19 protein-coding genes and 1 pseudogene are annotated in these 19,110 nt (G+C 40.3%); 4 read left to right on the top strand and 16 right to left on the bottom strand.

From position 1 onward, the window contains the following. The first annotated feature begins 5 nt into the window (after positions 1-5). Positions 6-479, top strand: a complete 474-nt coding sequence (locus MHH40_RS07645; protein ID WP_137055586.1) for a GNAT family N-acetyltransferase — start codon at positions 6-8, stop codon at positions 477-479. Here the strand turns inward: MHH40_RS07645 and MHH40_RS07650 are convergent. From MHH40_RS07650 to MHH40_RS07680, 8 genes and pseudogenes are all read right to left on the bottom strand, one after another. After that, entirely contained in the window at positions 474-1,259 is a 786-nt protein-coding gene (locus tag MHH40_RS07650) for a GNAT family N-acetyltransferase (protein WP_339206717.1), read from the bottom strand. The genes MHH40_RS07645 and MHH40_RS07650 overlap by 6 nt on opposite strands. A 291-nt stretch (positions 1,260-1,550) precedes the next feature. Continuing rightward, positions 1,551-1,704 (bottom strand): annotated as a pseudogene (locus tag MHH40_RS18875) (MFS transporter); the annotation flags it as partial. Positions 1,705-1,812: 108 nt separating this feature from the next. Further along, positions 1,813-2,463 carry a response regulator transcription factor gene (locus tag MHH40_RS07655; protein WP_212046662.1) on the bottom strand — a complete coding sequence of 217 codons (651 nt, stop codon included), beginning with the start codon at positions 2,461-2,463 and terminating at the stop codon, positions 1,813-1,815. Between the two features lie 5 nt (positions 2,464-2,468). Further along, complete coding sequence (locus tag MHH40_RS07660; RefSeq protein WP_340900880.1) at positions 2,469-3,653, bottom strand: sensor histidine kinase; 1,185 nt, start codon at positions 3,651-3,653, stop codon at positions 2,469-2,471. A 103-nt stretch (positions 3,654-3,756) separates the two neighbouring features. Next, on the bottom strand, positions 3,757-5,943 hold the full coding sequence (locus MHH40_RS07665) for an MMPL family transporter (protein WP_340900881.1): 2,187 nt from the start codon (positions 5,941-5,943) through the stop codon (positions 3,757-3,759). A 149-nt stretch (positions 5,944-6,092) separates the two neighbouring features. Continuing rightward, positions 6,093-7,124: an acyltransferase family protein gene (locus MHH40_RS07670; protein WP_340900882.1), complete on the bottom strand. Its 1,032-nt coding sequence runs from the start codon at positions 7,122-7,124 to the stop codon at positions 6,093-6,095. A 132-nt stretch (positions 7,125-7,256) separates the two neighbouring features. Further along, positions 7,257-8,453, bottom strand: a complete 1,197-nt coding sequence (locus tag MHH40_RS07675) for an MFS transporter (RefSeq protein ID WP_137055580.1) — start codon at positions 8,451-8,453, stop codon at positions 7,257-7,259. Positions 8,454-8,484: 31 nt separating this feature from the next. Then, positions 8,485-9,090: a TetR/AcrR family transcriptional regulator gene (locus MHH40_RS07680; protein ID WP_340900883.1), complete on the bottom strand. Its 606-nt coding sequence runs from the start codon at positions 9,088-9,090 to the stop codon at positions 8,485-8,487. Between the two features lie 205 nt (positions 9,091-9,295). Here MHH40_RS07680 and MHH40_RS07685 point away from each other — a divergent pair, with 205 nt between their 5' ends. Further along, the gene (locus MHH40_RS07685; protein WP_050945644.1) at positions 9,296-9,748 is read left to right on the top strand and encodes a MarR family winged helix-turn-helix transcriptional regulator; all 453 of its coding nucleotides are present in this window, start codon (positions 9,296-9,298) and stop codon (positions 9,746-9,748) included. Positions 9,749-9,804: 56 nt separating this feature from the next. Continuing rightward, a complete protein-coding gene (locus MHH40_RS07690; RefSeq protein WP_340900884.1) occupies positions 9,805-10,704 on the top strand; it encodes an alpha/beta fold hydrolase in 900 nt (299 codons plus the stop codon). Between the two features lie 32 nt (positions 10,705-10,736). Here MHH40_RS07690 and MHH40_RS07695 read toward each other — a convergent pair whose 3' ends face one another. Further along, a complete protein-coding gene (locus tag MHH40_RS07695) occupies positions 10,737-11,885 on the bottom strand; it encodes a type II asparaginase (protein WP_268459887.1) in 1,149 nt (382 codons plus the stop codon). Positions 11,886-12,274: 389 nt separating this feature from the next. On the opposite strand from MHH40_RS07695, the gene MHH40_RS18880 reads away from it, so the two are divergent. Next, positions 12,275-12,532 (top strand): UPF0715 family protein, encoded by a 258-nt coding sequence (locus tag MHH40_RS18880; RefSeq protein WP_374726261.1) that lies wholly within the window; start codon positions 12,275-12,277, stop codon positions 12,530-12,532. Here the strand turns inward: MHH40_RS18880 and MHH40_RS07705 are convergent. The 7 genes from MHH40_RS07705 to MHH40_RS07735 all read right to left on the bottom strand — a co-directional run bounded on the left by MHH40_RS07705 (position 12,529) and on the right by MHH40_RS07735 (position 18,946). Continuing rightward, positions 12,529-13,539, bottom strand: coding sequence for an alpha/beta hydrolase family protein (locus MHH40_RS07705; protein ID WP_340900885.1), 1,011 nt, complete (start codon positions 13,537-13,539; stop codon positions 12,529-12,531). The two genes, MHH40_RS18880 and MHH40_RS07705, sit on opposite strands and share 4 nt — an antisense overlap. Further along, the gene (locus MHH40_RS07710) at positions 13,536-14,288 is read right to left on the bottom strand and encodes a helix-turn-helix domain-containing protein (RefSeq protein WP_170966038.1); all 753 of its coding nucleotides are present in this window, start codon (positions 14,286-14,288) and stop codon (positions 13,536-13,538) included. Before MHH40_RS07710 ends, MHH40_RS07705 begins: the two co-directional genes overlap by 4 nt. 105 nt (positions 14,289-14,393) lie before the next feature. Beyond that, entirely contained in the window at positions 14,394-15,155 is a 762-nt protein-coding gene (locus tag MHH40_RS07715) for an SDR family NAD(P)-dependent oxidoreductase (protein WP_309217925.1), read from the bottom strand. A gap of 105 nt (positions 15,156-15,260) precedes the next feature. Further along, positions 15,261-15,626, bottom strand: a complete 366-nt coding sequence (locus MHH40_RS07720) for an MmcQ/YjbR family DNA-binding protein (RefSeq protein WP_003213869.1) — start codon at positions 15,624-15,626, stop codon at positions 15,261-15,263. A gap of 140 nt (positions 15,627-15,766) precedes the next feature. Next, on the bottom strand, positions 15,767-16,660 hold the full coding sequence (locus MHH40_RS07725; protein ID WP_284907724.1) for an alpha/beta hydrolase: 894 nt from the start codon (positions 16,658-16,660) through the stop codon (positions 15,767-15,769). A gap of 195 nt (positions 16,661-16,855) precedes the next feature. Beyond that, positions 16,856-18,295: a DHA2 family efflux MFS transporter permease subunit gene (locus MHH40_RS07730; protein ID WP_050945631.1), complete on the bottom strand. Its 1,440-nt coding sequence runs from the start codon at positions 18,293-18,295 to the stop codon at positions 16,856-16,858. Between the two features lie 72 nt (positions 18,296-18,367). Continuing rightward, a complete protein-coding gene (locus MHH40_RS07735) occupies positions 18,368-18,946 on the bottom strand; it encodes a TetR/AcrR family transcriptional regulator (RefSeq protein WP_050945624.1) in 579 nt (192 codons plus the stop codon). Positions 18,947-19,110 lie beyond the last annotated feature (164 nt).

Raw genomic sequence — 19,110 nt, forward strand, 5'->3', positions numbered from 1 at the left:
TTCCAATGAACATGAGACCCATTGAGCAAAAAGACAACCCGTATATCGCAGCGATTATCCGCCAGTCACTAGAATCGGCGAATCTGGCGATTGAAGGAACCGCCTACACTGATCCCCACCTTGACCAGCTGTTCGAATACTATCAATCATTGACTCATGCAGCCTATTGGATTGCTGAAGAGAATGGCGATATTCTGGGCGGCGTAGGCATTGCTCCATTTACTAACGGAATATGTGAATTACAAAAGCTTTATCTGAGTCCAAATGCTCAAGGAAAAGGTGCTGGCAAAAAACTGATGGATACAGCGCTGCAATATGCCTCTACATACTATGAAGCATGTTATTTAGAAACCCGCCAGGAATTAACTGCAGCCACCGGCCTTTATCAGCGATATGGCTTTTCTCTTCTTTCAGAGCCGATTGAAGGCTCTGAGCATTCTGCAATGGATGCTTGGTATCTCAAAACCTTCTCATCATGAGCTGTAAAACAATCGATAGGTTTTTGTCCGCTGAAAGCCTAGCTTTTCTGCCAGTTTGATCGAAGTTAGGTGATGGACATCGCAATCCCAATGCGGTGTCCTCTTATTTTCAAGACAACTCTTGATCATATGCTGACCCGCCAGCTGCGCTAAACCTTTCCCCCGGCAGGCTTCTTCTGTCCAAATATCTATCTCTACACGATCTTCACTTGAAAAAATGGAGACACATTCACTCACCACGTTCTCACCATCTAAGATGGCAACTCCGATTCCTTTTGATAGAAAGCGCGCCGCTCTCCCCCAATAGGCTTCGTAATAGCTAGGCGTGAAAGCCCTGCTTGCATTGATCACCTGTTCTTTTGTCCGCTCTACTCTGTAGCCTGAATGAGACGCAGAAACATAAGATTGTGCTTGCGAAAAAACGTACGCATGTCTTTCCATCTCTTTCAGATGTGATCCAAGACAATTTTTCATCATCACATCTGTCGATTGATTCGCTGAAAATATGGTAAATCGGCCGTTTTGTCTTTTCTGCCTTTCGTAAATATCCACAATAAACGCCGAGAAGTGTGACAGCTCTTCTTCTCTCTTGCCTGCAACATAATAAATGCCGCATGCTGTTTCGAGAAAATAAATACGAGGGTGCACTGCATCATCTACATAAAGATTCCCTTGTATGAAACCATCCATGACCGCATCTACAAACACTGGATATGCCGGATCGATCTGGCGAATCCCTTCTTTTATCGATGCTGTCCTTTGCTTTTCCAAAAGATGCATGGCGCTCCCCTTTTCCAAACATGTTCTTTCCTTCCATTATATATAAAAAAATGCGCGCATGTAGTGACTCTTTGCAACAAATAAAATTCTTTCTCATTTGCTTTCCTCTATTGCTATGCTCATTGTGAAAGGAGGTTTATGAATGAGGGTTTGGTTTTATTTAGAAACAAGAAAAGGTTGTGACATAAGTAAACGTCATCAACCATCCACATGGCACAGGCATTAAAACACCTGAAGCCGCAGTCTTAAAAAAAGAGACCTCGTTTAAAAGGTCTCTTACTTCTTCATTCATTATTCTGCTGCTGTCTCTTCTGTCGCCTTCACCTTCCAAATAAGGGGTAAGCCTACCTGCGAATAAAAATGGGACATGAATATTTTGATCGGATAATATGCCGCCAAGTGCCAGGTCAAAGATCGTACCATTACTTATGTAGGCAGAGTTCATTTTCCTACACATACTGAAACCGCAGTGGAAGAGATAATAAATCACTTGACGCTGAAACTTAACAGAGCAATGTTTCTTGTCATCATCTCATATGATCATTCGCTCTCTCTAAAAATGAATCATCCCTAATTCTACTGCTGCTTTAATTGCTTCCGCTCTTGAAGTGACCTCCAGCTTTTGATAAATATTTGTTAAATGAGCTTTGACAGTTCTCTCAGAAATCCCCATATCAAATGCAATTTCCTTACTTCGAAATCCTCTAGCCACTGCTTGCAAGACAAGCATCTCTTTTTCAGTCAGCATGTTTATTTCTTTTTTCAAATGGTTCGGAGTCACTTGATGCTCTGTTGATTCAAATACCTTAGCAGCGACGTTTGCTTGAAGAAGAATATCTCCTCTGATAGCTGCTTCAATTGTATAAAATAAATTTTCCCTGCTGGCATCCTTTAAAAGATAGCCCTTTGCTCCAAGTTGCAGCCCTTCAATCATTAATTTCTCTTCGTTATAGGTAGTGAGAATCAGGACCGGTACTTTTAATTGAAGAGACTGCATCTCTTTTAGCATCTCAAGCCCACTCATGTTAGGCATGTTGAGGTCAAGTAATACAAGGTCTGGAGCCTTCTCTTTCAAGACATCTAACCCCTTTGCCCCATCCTCAGCTTCACCAACAACATCAAATCGTTGATCTGTCTCAAGAATTAATTTTAATCCTTCCCTAACAACAAAATGATCATCGACAATCACAATTTGATAAGACATTGTTTTTACTCCTTTTTCAAAGGTATGGTTACCGTCACTTGTGTACCTTCATTTTTTTCACTTTTTAAGTGTAGCTGTGCATCAAGCAGTCGGGCACGTTCTGACATACCAATTAGACCGTAATGCCCGGAAGCGGATTCTTGTTTTTTCTCATTAAAACCCACTCCATTGTCTGTGATTTGCAAGGAGATGTGATCACCTTTTTGCTCCATCATCAATTCGACTTTACTTGCTTTGGCATGCTTGGCAATATTCGTCAAACATTCACTGACAATGTATACGGTATGTTCGATGAGAAAAGGTGACACTTGATAGGAGACAGCCACTTTTGTATGAACTGGAATATTCGTCGCCGTCATAAACCGATTCACTTCATCTTTCACAGAATCAGCTAAGTCATATTGATCCTGGCTATATGTTCGAAGGTCGTCAATGACCAATCTCGCCTCACCTAATGTCGTCCGCGCATGGCTCATTGAACCTTTAATAATGCTTTGAGCACGCTCAACATTCTGATTCTCTAAATGTGCATGGGCCGCTTCTAGCTGCATAATAATACCTGCCAGTCCTTGTGCAAGGGTATCATGTAAATCTCTCGCCATTCTTTGACGCTCATTTGCAAGTGTCAGCTCTTCCACTTGTTGATGTGCCAATTCAAGTTCCTTTAAAAATGTTTGTGTACGAATTCTAGCTTTGACTTGTCTAAAAAATAAAATGGAGTATGCGATGACTACAATCAGAATCAAAAACAAAATAGGAATGTATACCGTCAAATCATCTGTATCATTGACCAAAATAAGGGCAAGAAAAAAAAGGACATAAAAACTAAGCCCTGTCAAAATCACCTTCAATGTATGATAATATACCCCAATACTTTGCGCAATTAGTACCGGTAACAGACCAATTAAGATCACAGGGGAAGCCGCCTGCATGACTGAAACACACAGTAGAATCACAATTCCTTGAATCAGAAAATATACCCATGGATTCTGCTGAAACCAGTAAAATGCCCACCAATGCAGAATCAGATGTATGGCAATAAGTGCAGAAAAAAACAGGCCAGAAATTGCTATTGGGGTGGTTATAAACTGAAATATCATTGCTGCAATATAAACAAGAATGACCCATAATAATGTTGGAATCCGCGAATAGATCATTTCATTAAAAGGGTCTACCCGTCGTTTCGCCATAAATAATCACCATCCGAGCCTCATATTCACTCAAAAAATACCGCCCACCCTTTATCGAGGTAATGGCGGTATCATCAATCATACCATGTAAGACTATCAGTGACTAAATCACTTTCTCTTCTTTCTCTGCTTTCTCATCTTTCTGAGAAATAGACTCACCTTCAATGTCTATACGTGGAAGCCAGCTTTCGAACCATTTGGGTAAGTACCAAGCAGCTCGTCCGATCAGCATCATACAAGCTGGGATAAAAGTCATTCTTATGACAAATGCATCAAACAGAACGCCGAATGCCAACGTTAATCCCATTGTTTTAATGATCAAGTCATCTGCAAAGATAAAACTAGCAAAGACGAGGATCATGATTAAGCCTGCGGCAGTCACTACTCTTCCACTGTGCTTCAAACCTGATACAACGGACTTTTTCGCATCACCTGATAGAAGGAAATCTTCTCTCATTCGACTGACTAAAAAGACTTCATAATCCATTGCAAGACCAAATAATATTCCTGTCACTAGTACAGGCATAAAGTTTAACAATGGGCCATTTGCTGGTATTCCAAACAATGGCGCAAGGTGTCCATCCTGTAAAACAAAGACTGAAAAACCTAGTGTAGCGGTCAATGTCATAAGGAATCCTAAAACCGCTTTTAATGGAACAAGGAAGGATCTAAACACAAGAATCATCAAAATCAAAGCAAATCCAATAATGACCCCTGCAAATTTCGGTAACGCTTCACTGAGTCTATCTGAAATATCTATATTAACTGCCGTAGAACCAGTAACAAGTAATTTCGTATCATACTTTGCAGCAGTCTGACTAGATTCATTTCGTATATCTTTGACTAATTGCTTTGTCGCCTTATCTTCTGGACCGCTTTTCGGTAAGATGGTCAGCATGGCATACTTACCCGATGGATTAGGAACAGCCGGTGCCACTTGTTTGATGCCATCCATCTTCTCTAATACTTTTGTTGTTTTCTCAATAGATTTCATTGCGTTATTTGCATCGGAGGCATCAATGATAACAACCAGTGGCCCATTAAACCCTTTGCCAAACCCTTCTGCTAACAGGTCATAGCCCTTGCGTTCAGTTGTTTCCTTCCCCTTCATACCGTTATCAGGAAGACCCAACTCCATATGAAGTGCTGGCCAACTAAATAGACCAGTCAATACAATGACACCTAGGATGATCTTACCTGGATACTTTTTGATAAACCTTCCCCAAGCTGTTGTTTCTTCTTTTTGTTGAGATTGTAATTTAGAGAACCATTTATTCTTTCTTGAAGGGCTTACTTTATCACCAAGAATCCCTAGTATCGCAGGAACAATTGTCAGAGACACAAGCATAACTGATAATACCATGAATGCAGCTACAAGACCCATAACGCCTAAAAATGGTATACCGACTAATACAAGTCCGCATAGTGCAATCACGACGGTGACACCTGCAAACAATACAGCACTGCCTGCTGTAGCAACAGCTCTAGCAGCTGCTTCTTTCAATTCGTAACCCTCTGCTAATAACTGTCGATATCGAGAAATGATAAATAATGCATAATCAATTCCTACGGCAAGTCCAATCATCACAGCTAATGTAAGACTAAATGCAGACATATCAACAAAGTTTGAGGTAATTAATATGACCATCACGCCGATTATTAAACCAATGACAGCCGTCAAGATCGGTAGTCCTGCAATCAATAATGAAGCGAAGGTAAAGGCTAAAATAAAGAAGGCCATGACAATACCTATGACTTCCGAAATCCCGCCTACCTCAATTTCTGAGAATGTGACGGAGCCTCCTAATTCTGTTTGGATGCCAGCCTTTCTTGAAATCTTAATACTATCTAATACTTTCTCTTTTGAGGATGCTTTTACCTCACCCGCCTTCACCCGGTATGTAATATCCGCATACCCTATTTTCTTATCTTTACTAATAGCAAATGTCTGATATAAATCCGTCACTTGCTTGACTGCTTTATCCTTTTTGACTTCTTTGATCGTTTCGTTCAATTTATTTTTTACTTTTTTTGTTTCTAATGTTTCGCCCTTAGGTGCTTTAAAGATCAGACGAATGGTCCCGCCATCATCACCTGCTGGGAACTTTTTCTCCAAGAGATCCATTGCCTTTTCTGACTTTGTTCCTGGAATCGACATATCTCCATTAAATGAAACACCTGTCCCTATTGTTGCCGCCACAACAGCTACTAAAACAAGTAACCAACCGATAATCATCCGTTTCGGCTTAGAAAAAGCACTTTTTCCTAAATGATATAAAAATTTTGCCATTCACTTACTCCTTTTTCTTCAACTTCATGAACTTCATCTTTTTATTCTAAGCAATGAGATGATCGATTAAAATTGTACTTTTGGGCAAAAAGCACTGTACTTTTAGGCAACAAAAAAAGGGCATCTTCTTAAGATCCCCTTTAAATCGTTTATGAGGCGACTGTTTTTCGTCTCGTTCTGTTGATTTTACCGACAAACATATAGCCATATTTATAATGATTTGCTAACCGAGACAATAGGATAGGTCCAGCAATTGCAAGTGCTGATATTATGAATGTCCCCACAAAGAATGGATAATCTTTTAATTGTCCCCATAGTAACACAGAGATACCCAGAAAATACCCGTGAAGCAAATAGATGGTGAATGAATATTGACTAATGACAGCTACGAAAGGTGGAACGCTTTTTACTTTAGAAAACAAGAGAAAGCATAAGAAGACAATACTGATTGTATAAAGAACAACATCTGGCCTCTTAGAAGAAGGCTCGAAAAAGCCTACATATGTATTGCTTAGAAGGGTCACTGCTGAAATCAGAACAAGTCCATACACAGCATACTTAAAATGATGAATTCTTGTGATAAACTGCTGATAATTCACTCCACAATAATAGGCTAAACAAAAATAGAATAACCAACCTGGAAATGGAATCCATTCTAAGCCGAACATTGGATTAGGTAATTGAGGTTGTGGGATTTTGACGAGGTTCATGACACTTAAATAACCAACTGTGATGATAAAGGAGATCGGCAATACCCATTTGGCTGAGGTACGCTTAGCCATTTTGTGAAAAAACATATGCAAAAAGTAAAATTGAAAAATAATCAGAACAAAATAACCAATATAATTTCCCAATAAGACATTTGCTGAAGCTCTTTTAAAGAAGTCAGCTGCCCCTCCATTTAACGATGCAGAATACAAAAACCCATCGACAATCCCAATAAATGCAAATGGGAAAAAGATGGCTTTCACTCTCTTCCACATAAATCCTTTAGGTGTACCATTTGGATAAGAATGCGCCAATAAAAACTCAGAAATGAAAACAAAACTCGGTGTACTGAACATGAGTAGTGCTACAAGAATAGATGATGATTGTGGGCTAGATAAAATGGCTATTGCATGAATGAGCACAACACTCAAACACGAGATACACCGAATATAAAAAATCTCTTTAATTTGCATTAAAAATCCTCCTTTAGCATTTTGGAAAAATATGTATCATGTTAACATGAATAACACCTCATCAACAGGGACTTTGTGATTATTTCAATACTCTATCCACAGGAACAAAAAAAAGAGCCCTAGTTAGAGCCCTTAATTAGATACAACCGTCGCCTTCCCCTTCCAAATAAGGGTTAAGCCTAATCCGAGAAATAAGACAACACCTGCGAATAGAAATGGGAAATGTATATTTTGATCGAATAAAATCCCGCCAAGGGCTGGGCCGAAAATCGTACCTAGGCTTGTGTAGGTAGAGTTCATCCCTGCGACAAATCCTTGCTGATTGCCAGCGATTTTTGATAAGAAGGTCGTTAATGCTGGACGCAATAAATCAAATGCTAAGAAAATTACACATGTGACAATGAGCACCACCATAAAACCTGACACGACAGTTGAAACAAAAGCGAGCACCGCTCCAACAATCAAGCAGAGCTGAATGACTCTTTTTTCCCCAAGGGTATTAACGAGTTTCCCAAACACCAGCACTTGGATGATAACCGCCACAATCGAGCTGACCGTAATAATCACCGCAATATCTTTTGGACCAAATCCAAACTTATGATTTGTAAACAGGCTGAAGACCGTTTCATACGCAGACAGTCCAAACGCGAGGACAAACACAATGATAAAAGCGATGAGATAGCTTGGATGGATCGATTTTTTCAAATCCTTAAAGAAGGTCGATTCCTTCACTTGATCCATCTGCTTCGCTCGCTCTTCTTTTGTTAATGGCTCCTTCAGCAAAAGCATAGACGAAATGACGGCTATAAAGGCAATCCCTGCTGCAAAGAAGAATGGCAGGCGTACACCGTATTCTGCAATAAATCCGCCAATCCCAGGTCCGATAATAAAGCCGGTACTAATGGCCGCTGATACATATCCCATTGCCTTTGATCTTTCTTGAACGGTCGTGATATCTGCGACATAAGCAGTCACAGCTGGCATAATAAATGCCGCACTAATACCGCCTAGCAGCCTTGCAAAATACAGCACATACACGTGTGTCCCAAGACCGAAGACGAGTTCTGATAACGCAAATAGAAATAGTCCTGACACAATCATAATCTTTCTTCCATAGCGGTCTACCCATCTCCCTGCAATAGGTGATGCAATGAGCTGAGCCACAGCAAACGCCGCCACAAGGTATCCCATCGTACTCCCTGTTAGATGCATCACATTCATGAATAGCGGCATGACAGGAATAATAAGACCAATGCCTAAAAACGCAATAAATATGTTACTTAATAAAATAACGAGTACAGCTTTTTGCTCACGAATCGGTTTTTGCATGATGTTTGTTTCCCCTTTATTGATTCAATTGTTACTCATGATGGTTGATTCCGTGAATAATCAATGAGATCGCTTGTTTTTGTAATTCTTTTTTCTCTTCGATTGGATCATTTTTATACAACACGTCTAATCCGTAAAAAACGGATAATAATATTTTCACCGTTGACTCGACATGCTGGATCGACCAGCTGCCATCTTTGTTACCTTCAAGTATGATGTCTCTCATCACATCATCAAAGTCGGCGTCAATCTTGTTTAGCCGTTCCATGACCTCGTCTGATGTAAAGGCACTTGCACAAAATTCCTCACTTGCTCTCATTAATGGGTAGTTAATGCCCATTTGACTGAGCAGCTCTGCAAATCCTGCGAGCTGATCAATGGCCTGTTGCATCGTTTGTTTTTCCTGATGCCACGTCTCCATCATCAAGAGGTGATCCTCTTCCATGATATGAAGGAACAAAAACTCTTTTCCTTTAAAATGGTGATAAAGGTTGCCTTTACTCACCTCAGCCGCCTCTAGAATATCTCGCACAGATGTTTCTGAGTACCCCTTTTTTGCAAATAAATCACGTGAAGCGATGACGATTTTTCGCTTCGTCTTCTCGCTCTTTTCAGCCCCGCTTTGTGTACTTGTCATCTTTCACAATCCCTTCTATCTTGCTTTTCTTCATCAGGACAATTCAAAACCGACCAGTTGGTTTATTTTTTTATTATAAATGGATCTTTTTCAAAATACAATGAAAAAGTCGTCGAAACAATCACTCATGCCATCTCCTCATTTAAATTCCCTTAATATTTAACTTCACTTAACTATAAACATTGCCTATAATGGAGTAGAGGTGATGTCATTGGATGCAGAAATCATTCATTACAGTAAAAAAATCATTGAATACTCGAATGCACTAGGCTCCATCTACGTAGAAGAGTATCAACGATTTTTAAAACATGAATATGCAGATTTATCAGCCAAACAAGAGCTGACACTTGAATTATTACGGACAAAAACAAGAACAATCAACGAACTAGCTGATTACTTTTCCATTTCGGCAAGTGCCGCCAGCCAGCTTGTATCAAAGCTTGAACAACTTGGCTATGTCAAACGAGAAATTAATCCACATAACCGGCGGGAAATCATTGTTGATTTTGCTGAAAAGGGTCATGACTTTCACAAGAATACAGAAGAAATTCAATTGCACCTCATTCAAAAATACTATGCAAAGCTTCCAAAAGAAGATTTAAAAACATTATTGTCTCTATACGAAAAAATCTATCAGATTGCGAAAGAAACGCCTTAATCCGGTGTTTCTTTCTCCGACATTTAAGTTAGATAAACTATTAAGGGGATGAAAGTATGGATAGTATTCATTTACAAGATGGACGTCATATTGGTTTGTGTGAATACGGGGATCTTGAAGGGTTTCCAGTATTCTTTTTTCATGGAACTCCTGGATCAAGAGTGATGTTTTTAGATGATGACCCCATTTCTAAAGAGCTCGGTGTTCGTCTCATCTGTTTAGACAGACCAGGATTTGGTTTATCTACCCCTCAACCTGAACGTACGATTTTAGATTGGGCAAAAGATGTGTTGGAAGTCGCAGATCATCTTGGCGTTCACCATTTTTCAGTGATGGGTGTATCTGGAGGGGGCGCATTCGCTGCTGGCTGTGCTTATCAATTGCCGAACCGAGTCCTTTCAGCCGCTCTGATTTCAAGTACAACGCCATTTCAGGACGGAAAACCGCCTAAAAGTATGCTCAAAGAAAACAAATTGGCTTTTTTCCTCAGTAAGAAGTTCCCTTGGCTATTGAAAGCAAGCTACCGTTCTCAGAAAAAAATGATTGAGAACAAACCAGAGAAATTTAAGAAGCTGGCCAAAAACGGGAACAAGCATTTACATCCATGGGACCGTCAATTTCTTCAAACCGAAGAGCAATTAGAGATGATGATGACACATTTACACGAAGCCACTCGTCAATCGGTGGATGAATGTATTCATGAACCAGATTTGCTCTCGCGTCCGTGGGCATTTGATATGAAGGATATACAAATCCCTGTTGATGTATGGCATGGAAAAGAAGATGCGATGGCTCCTTTTGCCGAAATAGAAAAAATGGCGCCTAGCATTCCAAACGTCAAAACCTATTATATCGATGAAGCGGGACATTTTCTTACAGATGTAGACGATATTTGGCGAGATATTTTACTCTCTTTAAAAACACGTGCAAAAGAGCATCATCAGGAGCACGCATAAAAAAGACCCGAAGCTTCGGGTCCCTTTCTTCATTAATATTTTTCATAATATGTCTGCACTTTACTTGGATCTTTTGTCTTCGTTAGAGCGAGCATAAGCAGAATGCGAGCTTTTTGTGGATTCAATGAATCTGATGAGACAAAGTGATGTTCATCATCCATTTTTTCATGGGTCACAATCCCATTTCCTGCACGGCTTGACCTCACGACGACTACATCTTTCTTTACGGCATCTGTTGCCCCTTTGATGGCTTCTGTTGACATCGTTCCATTGCCTGCTGCGGCAACGACTATCCCTTTCGCCCCCGATTTTACTGCTGCATCATACATGTATTTTTGATCATTTTGATAGCCGTATAAAATATCGACTTGTGGTAATTCTTTTATTTTTGATACATCAAATTCACTTTCAGACGTATGTTTTCTTGTTGGTTCGTTATAAAAGGAAACCACTTCACCAGCAATTTCTCCAATATAGCCTTGCTCAAGAGACTTGAAGGAATCGGTTGTCGTCGTGTTTGTCTTTGTAATAAAACGAGCTGATGCAATTCGGTCATTTAATGTGACCATGACCCCTTTGCCCTTTGCTTCTTTTGTAGAGGCAATTTTGACAGCATGATACAAGTTTAGCGGGCCATCCGCACTGATAGCAGATGCTGGACGCATTGAGCCAACGACTACAACTGGTTTATCACTTTTGACAACCAAATGTAAAAAGTAAGCGGTCTCTTCTAGTGTATCTGTTCCATGTGTGATGACAATCCCATCGACTTGATCATCGTTTAAGAGTTTATTCACTCGTTTAGCTAATTTTAAAAGAAGAGCATCATCCACATTTTCACTACCTACGTTCGCCACCTGCTCACCTGTTACGTTTGCAATATCCTTGAGCTGAGGAACTGAAGCAATGACTTTATCGATGCCAAGTGAACCAGATTTATATCCTGTCGTATCTGTATCACTGTCTGAACTGCCAGCAATCGTCCCGCCTGTCGCTAATACCTTAATATTAGACAAGGACTTATTCCCTGTTTCTACGGCTGTCGTTTTGTCCTTTGATTCCTTAGATGCGGTTTCGTTTTCGCTTTGATTTTTCTCTTGGGTACTTGTATTGGCACAAGCTGCTGTCGACATTAATAAAACTGAAAGAAGGACAGCACCTAACCATTTTGTTACGTTCATTCGATCATCTCTTTTCTTAAATATGATGGATTCAAAGCTAGATCTCTTTCTATAGGGTTTACTTTATAACATTCCTTCATTCATCAGCATGAGGCGAAAGATACAGAACCAAATAAAGGCAAAAAGGTCATTATCACAATCATTTCTTTACATCTAAATACCTAAATTTTTTTAAAAAAAAGGTAATATTGAGGTTGTTCAATTATTAACAGTAAACGATGCTAGATCATCAATTTATGATAAAATATAGTAAATTTTACAAAAAAGGAGTATACATATTGCAAAAGCTTCAATCATTTCACAAAATCCTAATAACACTATTCCTTAGTTCGATTTTACTCAGTCTGTTCGTATGCTTCTATCCACCGATTCAGGGAGAGCCTGCGTTCATGGTATTTTACGTTCCCATCTTTTTTGTTTGTTATTTCGTCTTTGCGGTTCCTTTGCAGTTGTTGTTTTCTTTGCAGCCAAAGGCTTTCCATCCACTTTATCTTGCTGCTTATTTACTGATCGCAATGGTTGTCATGCTTTTTGTGATCGATGGTATTGGGAGTTCAGTATCTATACCTATCATTATCATGAGCAGTCTCATCTACTGGATCTTTGATTCTTTGCTTTATCAAAGAACGCATGAAAAAAACACCTAATGTGAAGGTGTTTTTAGCTGCTCGAGTATATGCTCACAATGATCCAAGTACGCTTGGCTAAGCAGGAAGTCTTTCGGTGCGGCGATCGCTGCTAATGTGATCAGGGCATTGGAATGATGAATGAGCGGATTCAGCATTGAATGCTCTACGTCTCTTATTGTTTGAATATGCAACCATTGAGGTGCTACTTCTTTCTCGTAGATCCTTTTTGTTTCTGCGGAATCTACGTTTCGGTCATTTTGTGCCAAAACCAAATAGATCGGTGATTGGATGCGCTTGATATCTGAAGTGGCATCGGCTTTCATGTTCTTTTGTATGAATTCAAATCGATCTTTTGTCATCTCTTGATCGTCCGTTTTCTTTTGATATGTGCGAAATGCCGCGCCTTCTTCTAATAATTTGTTTTGCTCATCTTCTTTTTTGAGTGTTTTTTGAATTTGTTCTTGAGATGCATCCGCTTCTTTTAATGTTTGAAGTGTATTGTACCTTCCCTGTCTCATCCAATTGACAGCAGGCCCGACAAGGATGGAGGCTGTGATATCGGTTCGATCTGTCATTACTTTTGGGATCACCCAGCCCGCTTGGCTTGCTCCCCATAAGATGATTTGTTTTGATTGAAGATTAGGCTCTTTCTTCGCCCATTTGATCACATTCTCTACTTCCTTTGCACGATCATCCATGGATTGATGCAGCCAGTTTCCTTCTGATTGACCCACCCCGGGCTTATCCCATGATATAGACGCATAGCCTTGCTTTGCAAAGCGTTCCATTAAAGGTCTGTATCCTCCGTCATATGTGGCATTTTGTGGACCATCTCCGTGTACAAAAAGGACAATTCCTTTTATTGACTCCTTCTTAGGTGTTGTGACGATACCTGATAATGTCCCATCCGCAGTCTCCATGACGACTTCCTTTTCATTCATAGCAAAGCTGTTTTCATAAAATACAAATGCTGTGATACAAATGAATGCCGCTGCAGCGATGATCAGCCAAATCCTTTTTTTCAATTTCTATTCCCCGCTCTCTGTTCAACTGTGTACACCATGGAATCTTGGTACGTGACAGAGACCGGTACATTCTCATATAAGATCATATAAGAAGGCTGGTCAAACGGAGCTTCGTGTAGAAAAGCCTCAATTTCTTCAATGACTTTCTTTTCATCCCCGGCTAAAAAACTTTTGACCGCGTAAGAACCAGCATCCAGTCTCACATCGTAATCCTGTTCATTTGATACATAATAAGAAATGGTTGAGTCATCTTGCAGATTGATCACATAATATCTCTCCTCAAAAAGAGACAGATCCAGCTCTTTTTGGTGAACGATTTGTTTAAAGTCGAGCTCTGTTTCAGTCTTTAGAAGATGATCTGGGATCTGTTTTAAATAACGAATTGGCCGATCTTGAGTCGTTGTTTGATTAAGCTGAAGGCTGTTTTGAATCGACAGCATATGCTCCAGACGCTGTTTCACTTCGCTCAATTCCTGTAATTGCTTCTCGACCTGATCCAGCATACCTCGATAGGACAGAGTCATACCGGGTTCTTTCGAAAAGCTCTCGCTGATATCTTTTAAAGAAAACCCCGCCTTTTTTAAGAAGAGGATTTGATAAAGGGTGTAAATTTCTTTTTCATCAAATAATTGGTATCCATTTTGAGCGACCTTCGCAGGGCGGACGAGATCCTGTTCTATATAATGACGAAGCGTATACTTTGTGATGTTTAATAGCTTACATACTTCTCCACTTGTTACATACGTCACTAGATTCCCTCCTTGTGTACATAGTCTAAACCATGTGGTTACCACACAGTCAATCATGCCATAAAAAAATCACCGAGGACATCTTCCCTCAGTGATGTATCATTTCTATTTCATACTTGGACCAGCATGTGAAAAAATCGGATCTTTCAATTCAAAATCAAATGTCTTGCCGTCAACAATACCGACTGTTTTCTCATGATCATACAGCTCGAGCAGACAAGCTGCCATTTCTTTTGATGTATGATATTTCTTGATATTGCCTTCATATTCGAATTGATCTACATCTAATGAACGCTTTGCAAATTCCGATTCTGTTGCAGAAGGTGCTAATATTTTTGCCTGTAACTTAGCTCCCTTTTCTTTCAACTCTAGTGCCAGTCCTTCTGTAAAGGCACTCACGTAAAACTTTGTGGCCGAATAGGTGACGGCATTGCCGACGACTGTATAGCCCGCTCTTGAAGAAATGTTGATCAGCTGAGCCCCTTCTACTTGCTCATAATCACGAACAAATAAAGTGGATAAAATCGTTAAGGCTTCGATATTCAGATGAAGCATATCTCCAATTTTACTTACATCCTGTTCTCCTATCGAGCCGAAATGGCCGAATCCTGCATTATTAATGAAGGTGTCGAGCTCATATTCAGCCAATGATTCATAAAATGAATACACTTGCTCCATGTCGGTTAAATCGACAGACTGTATATTTACTTCGATATCGGGATATTGATCAAGAACCTCTTTCTTCAGTTCTTGGAGTTTCTCGAACCGGCGTGCAGCTAAAATAAGATTTTTGCCTCGTGCTGCAAAGGCCAGTGCCGCCTCATATCCAATACCTGAACTTGCTCCTGTAATGACTGTATAGCTCATTTTATATCCCCCTATGAACGTCTTCTAACTAGTTAAATTATAACGACAGCACTTCGCTCTAGTCAATTTTGAAGAGAATCACAGGGGTGATTAGCTTGTCTATCTTCATTCATCATGTTGGAGGATGTCATGTTGAGATTTTTTTGTTAATTTGTGAAAAACCAATTGGTAGGAATGTTCGATTAACTCCTCTACAAATGAAGCTGGAATGTCTGCATCAAGGTAGATGGAATTCCAATGAGTCTTATTCATATAATAGCCAGGAATAATCCCCTCATGCATCTCTCTTAGTTCTTCAGCACGTTGAGGGTCACATTTTAAAGTGATCACAGGCTTTCGATTCGCATCCCCGCCCATCATAGCAAACATCTTTCCACCAATATGATATCGATCTGCCTGCCATTCTGGCTGATAATCATGGGTGACTCCTTTTAAAGAAAGGCAAAATGCCTGTAGATTCTCTTTTTCCATTAGATTCGCTCCTTTTTAAGTCGTCTTCTATCTTTCTATTATATCGACAATGAAGGCACATATCTGATCTTTTTCATTCACTTCACAACAATAAAGCACAGACCCGCTGGGTTCTGTGCTTTTCTATCAATGCTTCTTTCTTATTCAAACGCCTTCTTCAATTGATCACTCATGAGATGCCAAGCCTCTTCAGCTATTTCTAAATCTCCGGCATGTGTGAAGGCGTGGGGAACTCCTTTAAACTGTCTGTACGTGACGTCTATCCCTGCTTCTTTTAACTTCTCAGCATATTGTTCGGCTTCTTGAGCTAGCGAATCTCTTTCAGCTGTGATAACGAGAGCTGGTGGCATTTGTGCCAAGGATGAACGATCGGCAAAGATTGGAGAAACGAGCGGATTGCGCGGATCTTGGCCTTGCAGATAGAAGGCATTAAAGAGCCTCGCCATTTCAACTGGGATCGCTTCTTCAAACGCTGGCTTTTGTGCTGGATCAGTGGCTAAATCAAGTGGCGGATAATCAAGCACTTGATAGACAATCGGGAGTTGGTTCCCTTTTTGAATATTTAAGAGACAAGCAGCCGTTGCCAAGTTTCCTCCTGCGCTATGTCCGCCAATGGCTACTCTATTAGGATCTATTTGAAGCTCCTCAGGGTGTTCATACAGCCACTTCAGCACATCGTAGCATTCATGAAGAGCGGCTGGGAAAGGGTGCTCTGGAGCAAGCTGATACTCGACATTGACGACGATACATTGGGCTCGGTCTGCAATGACCGGACACCAGTGGTTATCCATTTCAGCACTGCCTAAAATAAATCCTCCGCCATGTAAATTCACAAAAACAGGAAGCGACTGCTTTGATGTGTTGACCGGCTTAAATACCCATACCTTTGTTTCGCCAGCACTTGTTGGAATGTCATATTCCATTTTGTTCACTTCAGGTGGATGGACTGGTTTTAGTTCCGATTGACTCGGTAATGAACCTTCAGATGGTTGACGTAATGACTCAGCGATTTTGATTTGTTCTTCTAAGTTCATGATCTCAGTCTCCTGTCTTATTTATTTCTTCTTAACTCATTCGTTTCTTTTTCCTCTTTTCCTTCTACTGAATCAGCAGCACATTCACATTGGTTCACTTTTTATCTATCTCCCCATTTTCGCCCTCTTTGAAACAAGCATTGAGAAAATAAAAAAAGCACTGCGGCGCTAAGTCCTCAGTGCTTTTCATCTGTTTTATGAAACTTGCTGTTCTACCTTCACTCGTTTAATGAAGAAAGCGATGATCAAACCAATGACTGTCATGATCACAGCAAAGATAAATGCATGCTGGACGCCATTTGTAAAGGCGAGCAGCTTGTTCATCGGATTTGCAGGATCAGCCACATTTTCCATAAAGCTGCGGGTTCCTGATGAAAGGATTGAAATACCGACCGCAGTACCAATGGCTCCTGACACCTGCTGCAATGTATTCATAATCGCTGTACCATGCGGATATAGCTCTGGCGGCAGCTGATTTAATCCATTTGTTTGTGCAGGCATCATGATCATCGCGATGCCGACCATTAATGTAATATGAAGAGTCACAATGTATCCAATTGATGTATTCACACTTAGATTGGTGAAACCTAACATCGTCGCTGCGACGATCGCAAGCCCTGGAATCACAAGCCATTTCGGTCCAAACTTATCAAATAAACCACCCATGATTGGAGATAGCAGACCGTTGATAATTCCACCTGGCAATAGCATTAAACCTGCTGTAAAGGTCGTTAGTGCCAAGGATGTTTGCAAATACAATGGCAAAATCATCATAGCAGACAGCATCACCATCATACACACTAAGATCAGCAGTAACCCAATGACAAACATCGGATATTTAAACGGGCTTAAGTTCAGCATCGGTTCCTTCATATTCAACTGTCTGAGAGAGAATACAAGAATCCCAATGACACCTACTACAATTGCCACGATCACATGCATACTGCTCCAGCCGCCGCCTTCACCGGCGCTACTAAAGCCATACACAATTCCTCCGAAACCAATGGTTGAAAGCACAATCGATAAGATATCGATTTTTGGTCTTGTTGGCTCAGTAATATTTTGCATGAAGATAAAACCAAAGACGAGTGCAGCTATTAATAGCGGAAGTGAAATCCAGAAAATCCAATGCCAAGTCAGCGATTTCAAAATAAGGCCAGAGACTGTTGGACCAACAGCTGGTGCAAACATGATCACAAGACCTATAATCCCCATAGATCTACCTCGTTTATGAGGCGGGATGATTACCAAAATCGTATTGAACATCAATGGAAGAAGCAATGCTGTTCCGACTGCCTGTACGACACGTGCCACCATTAAAATACTAAAGACTGGCGCAACTGCTGCGATAAAAGTTCCAATGATCGAAAAGACGAGCGATGTCATGAAAAGCTGTCTTGTTGTAAACCATTGAAGAATGAGTCCTGAAATTGGTACGAGAATACCAAGTGTTAATAAATATCCTGTTGTCAGCCACTGAGCTGTCGTCGCTTCAATTCCAAAGTCTAACGTTAAGCTTCTCAGCGCCATATTTAGTGCCGTTTCACTGAACAGGCCAATAAAACCGGCTGTGATAAATGAGATAATAATGGGCAGCGTTCGAATATGAGAAGCTGCTGCTTGCTGTTTGTTCATAGTAGATTGGCTCCTTTTCTTTTTCAATTTAAATCAATCATAGGAAGTAAGGACGGTCAGAAATGAGCCACTTCAATGTCTATTGAAAACAGATAAAATCTGTTTTTCTGCAGCGAATTGAGCGATTTTTTCGATTGAATAACCAGATTCATGAATATAAAACATCAGTTCAGGCGTCATCGGAGAGGACATACAAAGTGTCGTCAGTTCAATATCCTGTATGTTCGCTTCCCCTTTTTCATCTGCTTCTTCTAGCAAATCACGAATCATTTGCCTAAGCGATTGACTGTAATGACAGTCATACACTTTGCTTGTCTGCTCTAAATTCCCAGATATCGTAAGCATCCGAATCCAGTCTAAATGATGACCGACAATGAGATGAATTTCTTCGAGCACATAACGCAAACGTTCACGAACCGGCTGGTCACTGATTTTGCTCAAGTAAAGATGCAAAGCAGGGATCAGCTGTTCAAATCTTTCTCCAAGGATCGAAAGGCATAAATCACTTTTATTGGCATAACGGCGATAAAGAGTACCCTGCCCAACACCAGCTGTTTTGGCAATTTTATGCATGCTGACATTTTCCACGCCAAATTCCTGAAACAAAGTAAAAGCGACTTCTTCAATTTCCTTCCCAATATCCTTTTCCATGATGCTTCACCTTCTTTACCTTCATCCATAGTGCACTTCTCTCTATGTGTTCAATCAAAACTTTTTGATTTTCATTAGGACAATTGTACCGGTATTATCTTACGGACAACTGTCCGCTTTGTCAATCATTCTTTAGTAAATCGCCTGAAAAAGATCATCTTTTT

The organism is Bacillus sp. FSL K6-2431, assembly GCF_038005165.1.
GTDB lineage: Bacteria > Bacillota > Bacilli > Bacillales > Bacillaceae > Bacillus > Bacillus pumilus.

Bases quoted from the DNA above. Each gene is read 5' to 3' on its own strand.
- MHH40_RS07645 (WP_137055586.1), top strand. From the start codon at position 6: ATGAACATGAGACCCATTGAGCAAAAAGACAACCCGTATATCGCAGCG.
- MHH40_RS07650 (WP_339206717.1), bottom strand. From the start codon at position 1,259: ATGCATCTTTTGGAAAAGCAAAGGACAGCATCGATAAAAGAAGGGATT.
- MHH40_RS07655 (WP_212046662.1), bottom strand. From the start codon at position 2,463: ATGTCTTATCAAATTGTGATTGTCGATGATCATTTTGTTGTTAGGGAA.
- MHH40_RS07660 (WP_340900880.1), bottom strand. From the start codon at position 3,653: ATGGCGAAACGACGGGTAGACCCTTTTAATGAAATGATCTATTCGCGG.
- MHH40_RS07665 (WP_340900881.1), bottom strand. From the start codon at position 5,943: ATGGCAAAATTTTTATATCATTTAGGAAAAAGTGCTTTTTCTAAGCCG.
- MHH40_RS07670 (WP_340900882.1), bottom strand. From the start codon at position 7,124: ATGCAAATTAAAGAGATTTTTTATATTCGGTGTATCTCGTGTTTGAGT.
- MHH40_RS07675 (WP_137055580.1), bottom strand. From the start codon at position 8,453: ATGCAAAAACCGATTCGTGAGCAAAAAGCTGTACTCGTTATTTTATTA.
- MHH40_RS07680 (WP_340900883.1), bottom strand. From the start codon at position 9,090: ATGACAAGTACACAAAGCGGGGCTGAAAAGAGCGAGAAGACGAAGCGA.
- MHH40_RS07685 (WP_050945644.1), top strand. From the start codon at position 9,296: ATGTCATTGGATGCAGAAATCATTCATTACAGTAAAAAAATCATTGAA.
- MHH40_RS07690 (WP_340900884.1), top strand. From the start codon at position 9,805: ATGGATAGTATTCATTTACAAGATGGACGTCATATTGGTTTGTGTGAA.
- MHH40_RS07695 (WP_268459887.1), bottom strand. From the start codon at position 11,885: ATGAACGTAACAAAATGGTTAGGTGCTGTCCTTCTTTCAGTTTTATTA.
- MHH40_RS18880 (WP_374726261.1), top strand. From the start codon at position 12,275: ATGGTATTTTACGTTCCCATCTTTTTTGTTTGTTATTTCGTCTTTGCG.
- MHH40_RS07715 (WP_309217925.1), bottom strand. From the start codon at position 15,155: ATGAGCTATACAGTCATTACAGGAGCAAGTTCAGGTATTGGATATGAG.
- MHH40_RS07720 (WP_003213869.1), bottom strand. From the start codon at position 15,626: ATGGAAAAAGAGAATCTACAGGCATTTTGCCTTTCTTTAAAAGGAGTC.
- MHH40_RS07725 (WP_284907724.1), bottom strand. From the start codon at position 16,660: ATGAACTTAGAAGAACAAATCAAAATCGCTGAGTCATTACGTCAACCA.
- MHH40_RS07730 (WP_050945631.1), bottom strand. From the start codon at position 18,295: ATGAACAAACAGCAAGCAGCAGCTTCTCATATTCGAACGCTGCCCATT.
- MHH40_RS07735 (WP_050945624.1), bottom strand. From the start codon at position 18,946: ATGGAAAAGGATATTGGGAAGGAAATTGAAGAAGTCGCTTTTACTTTG.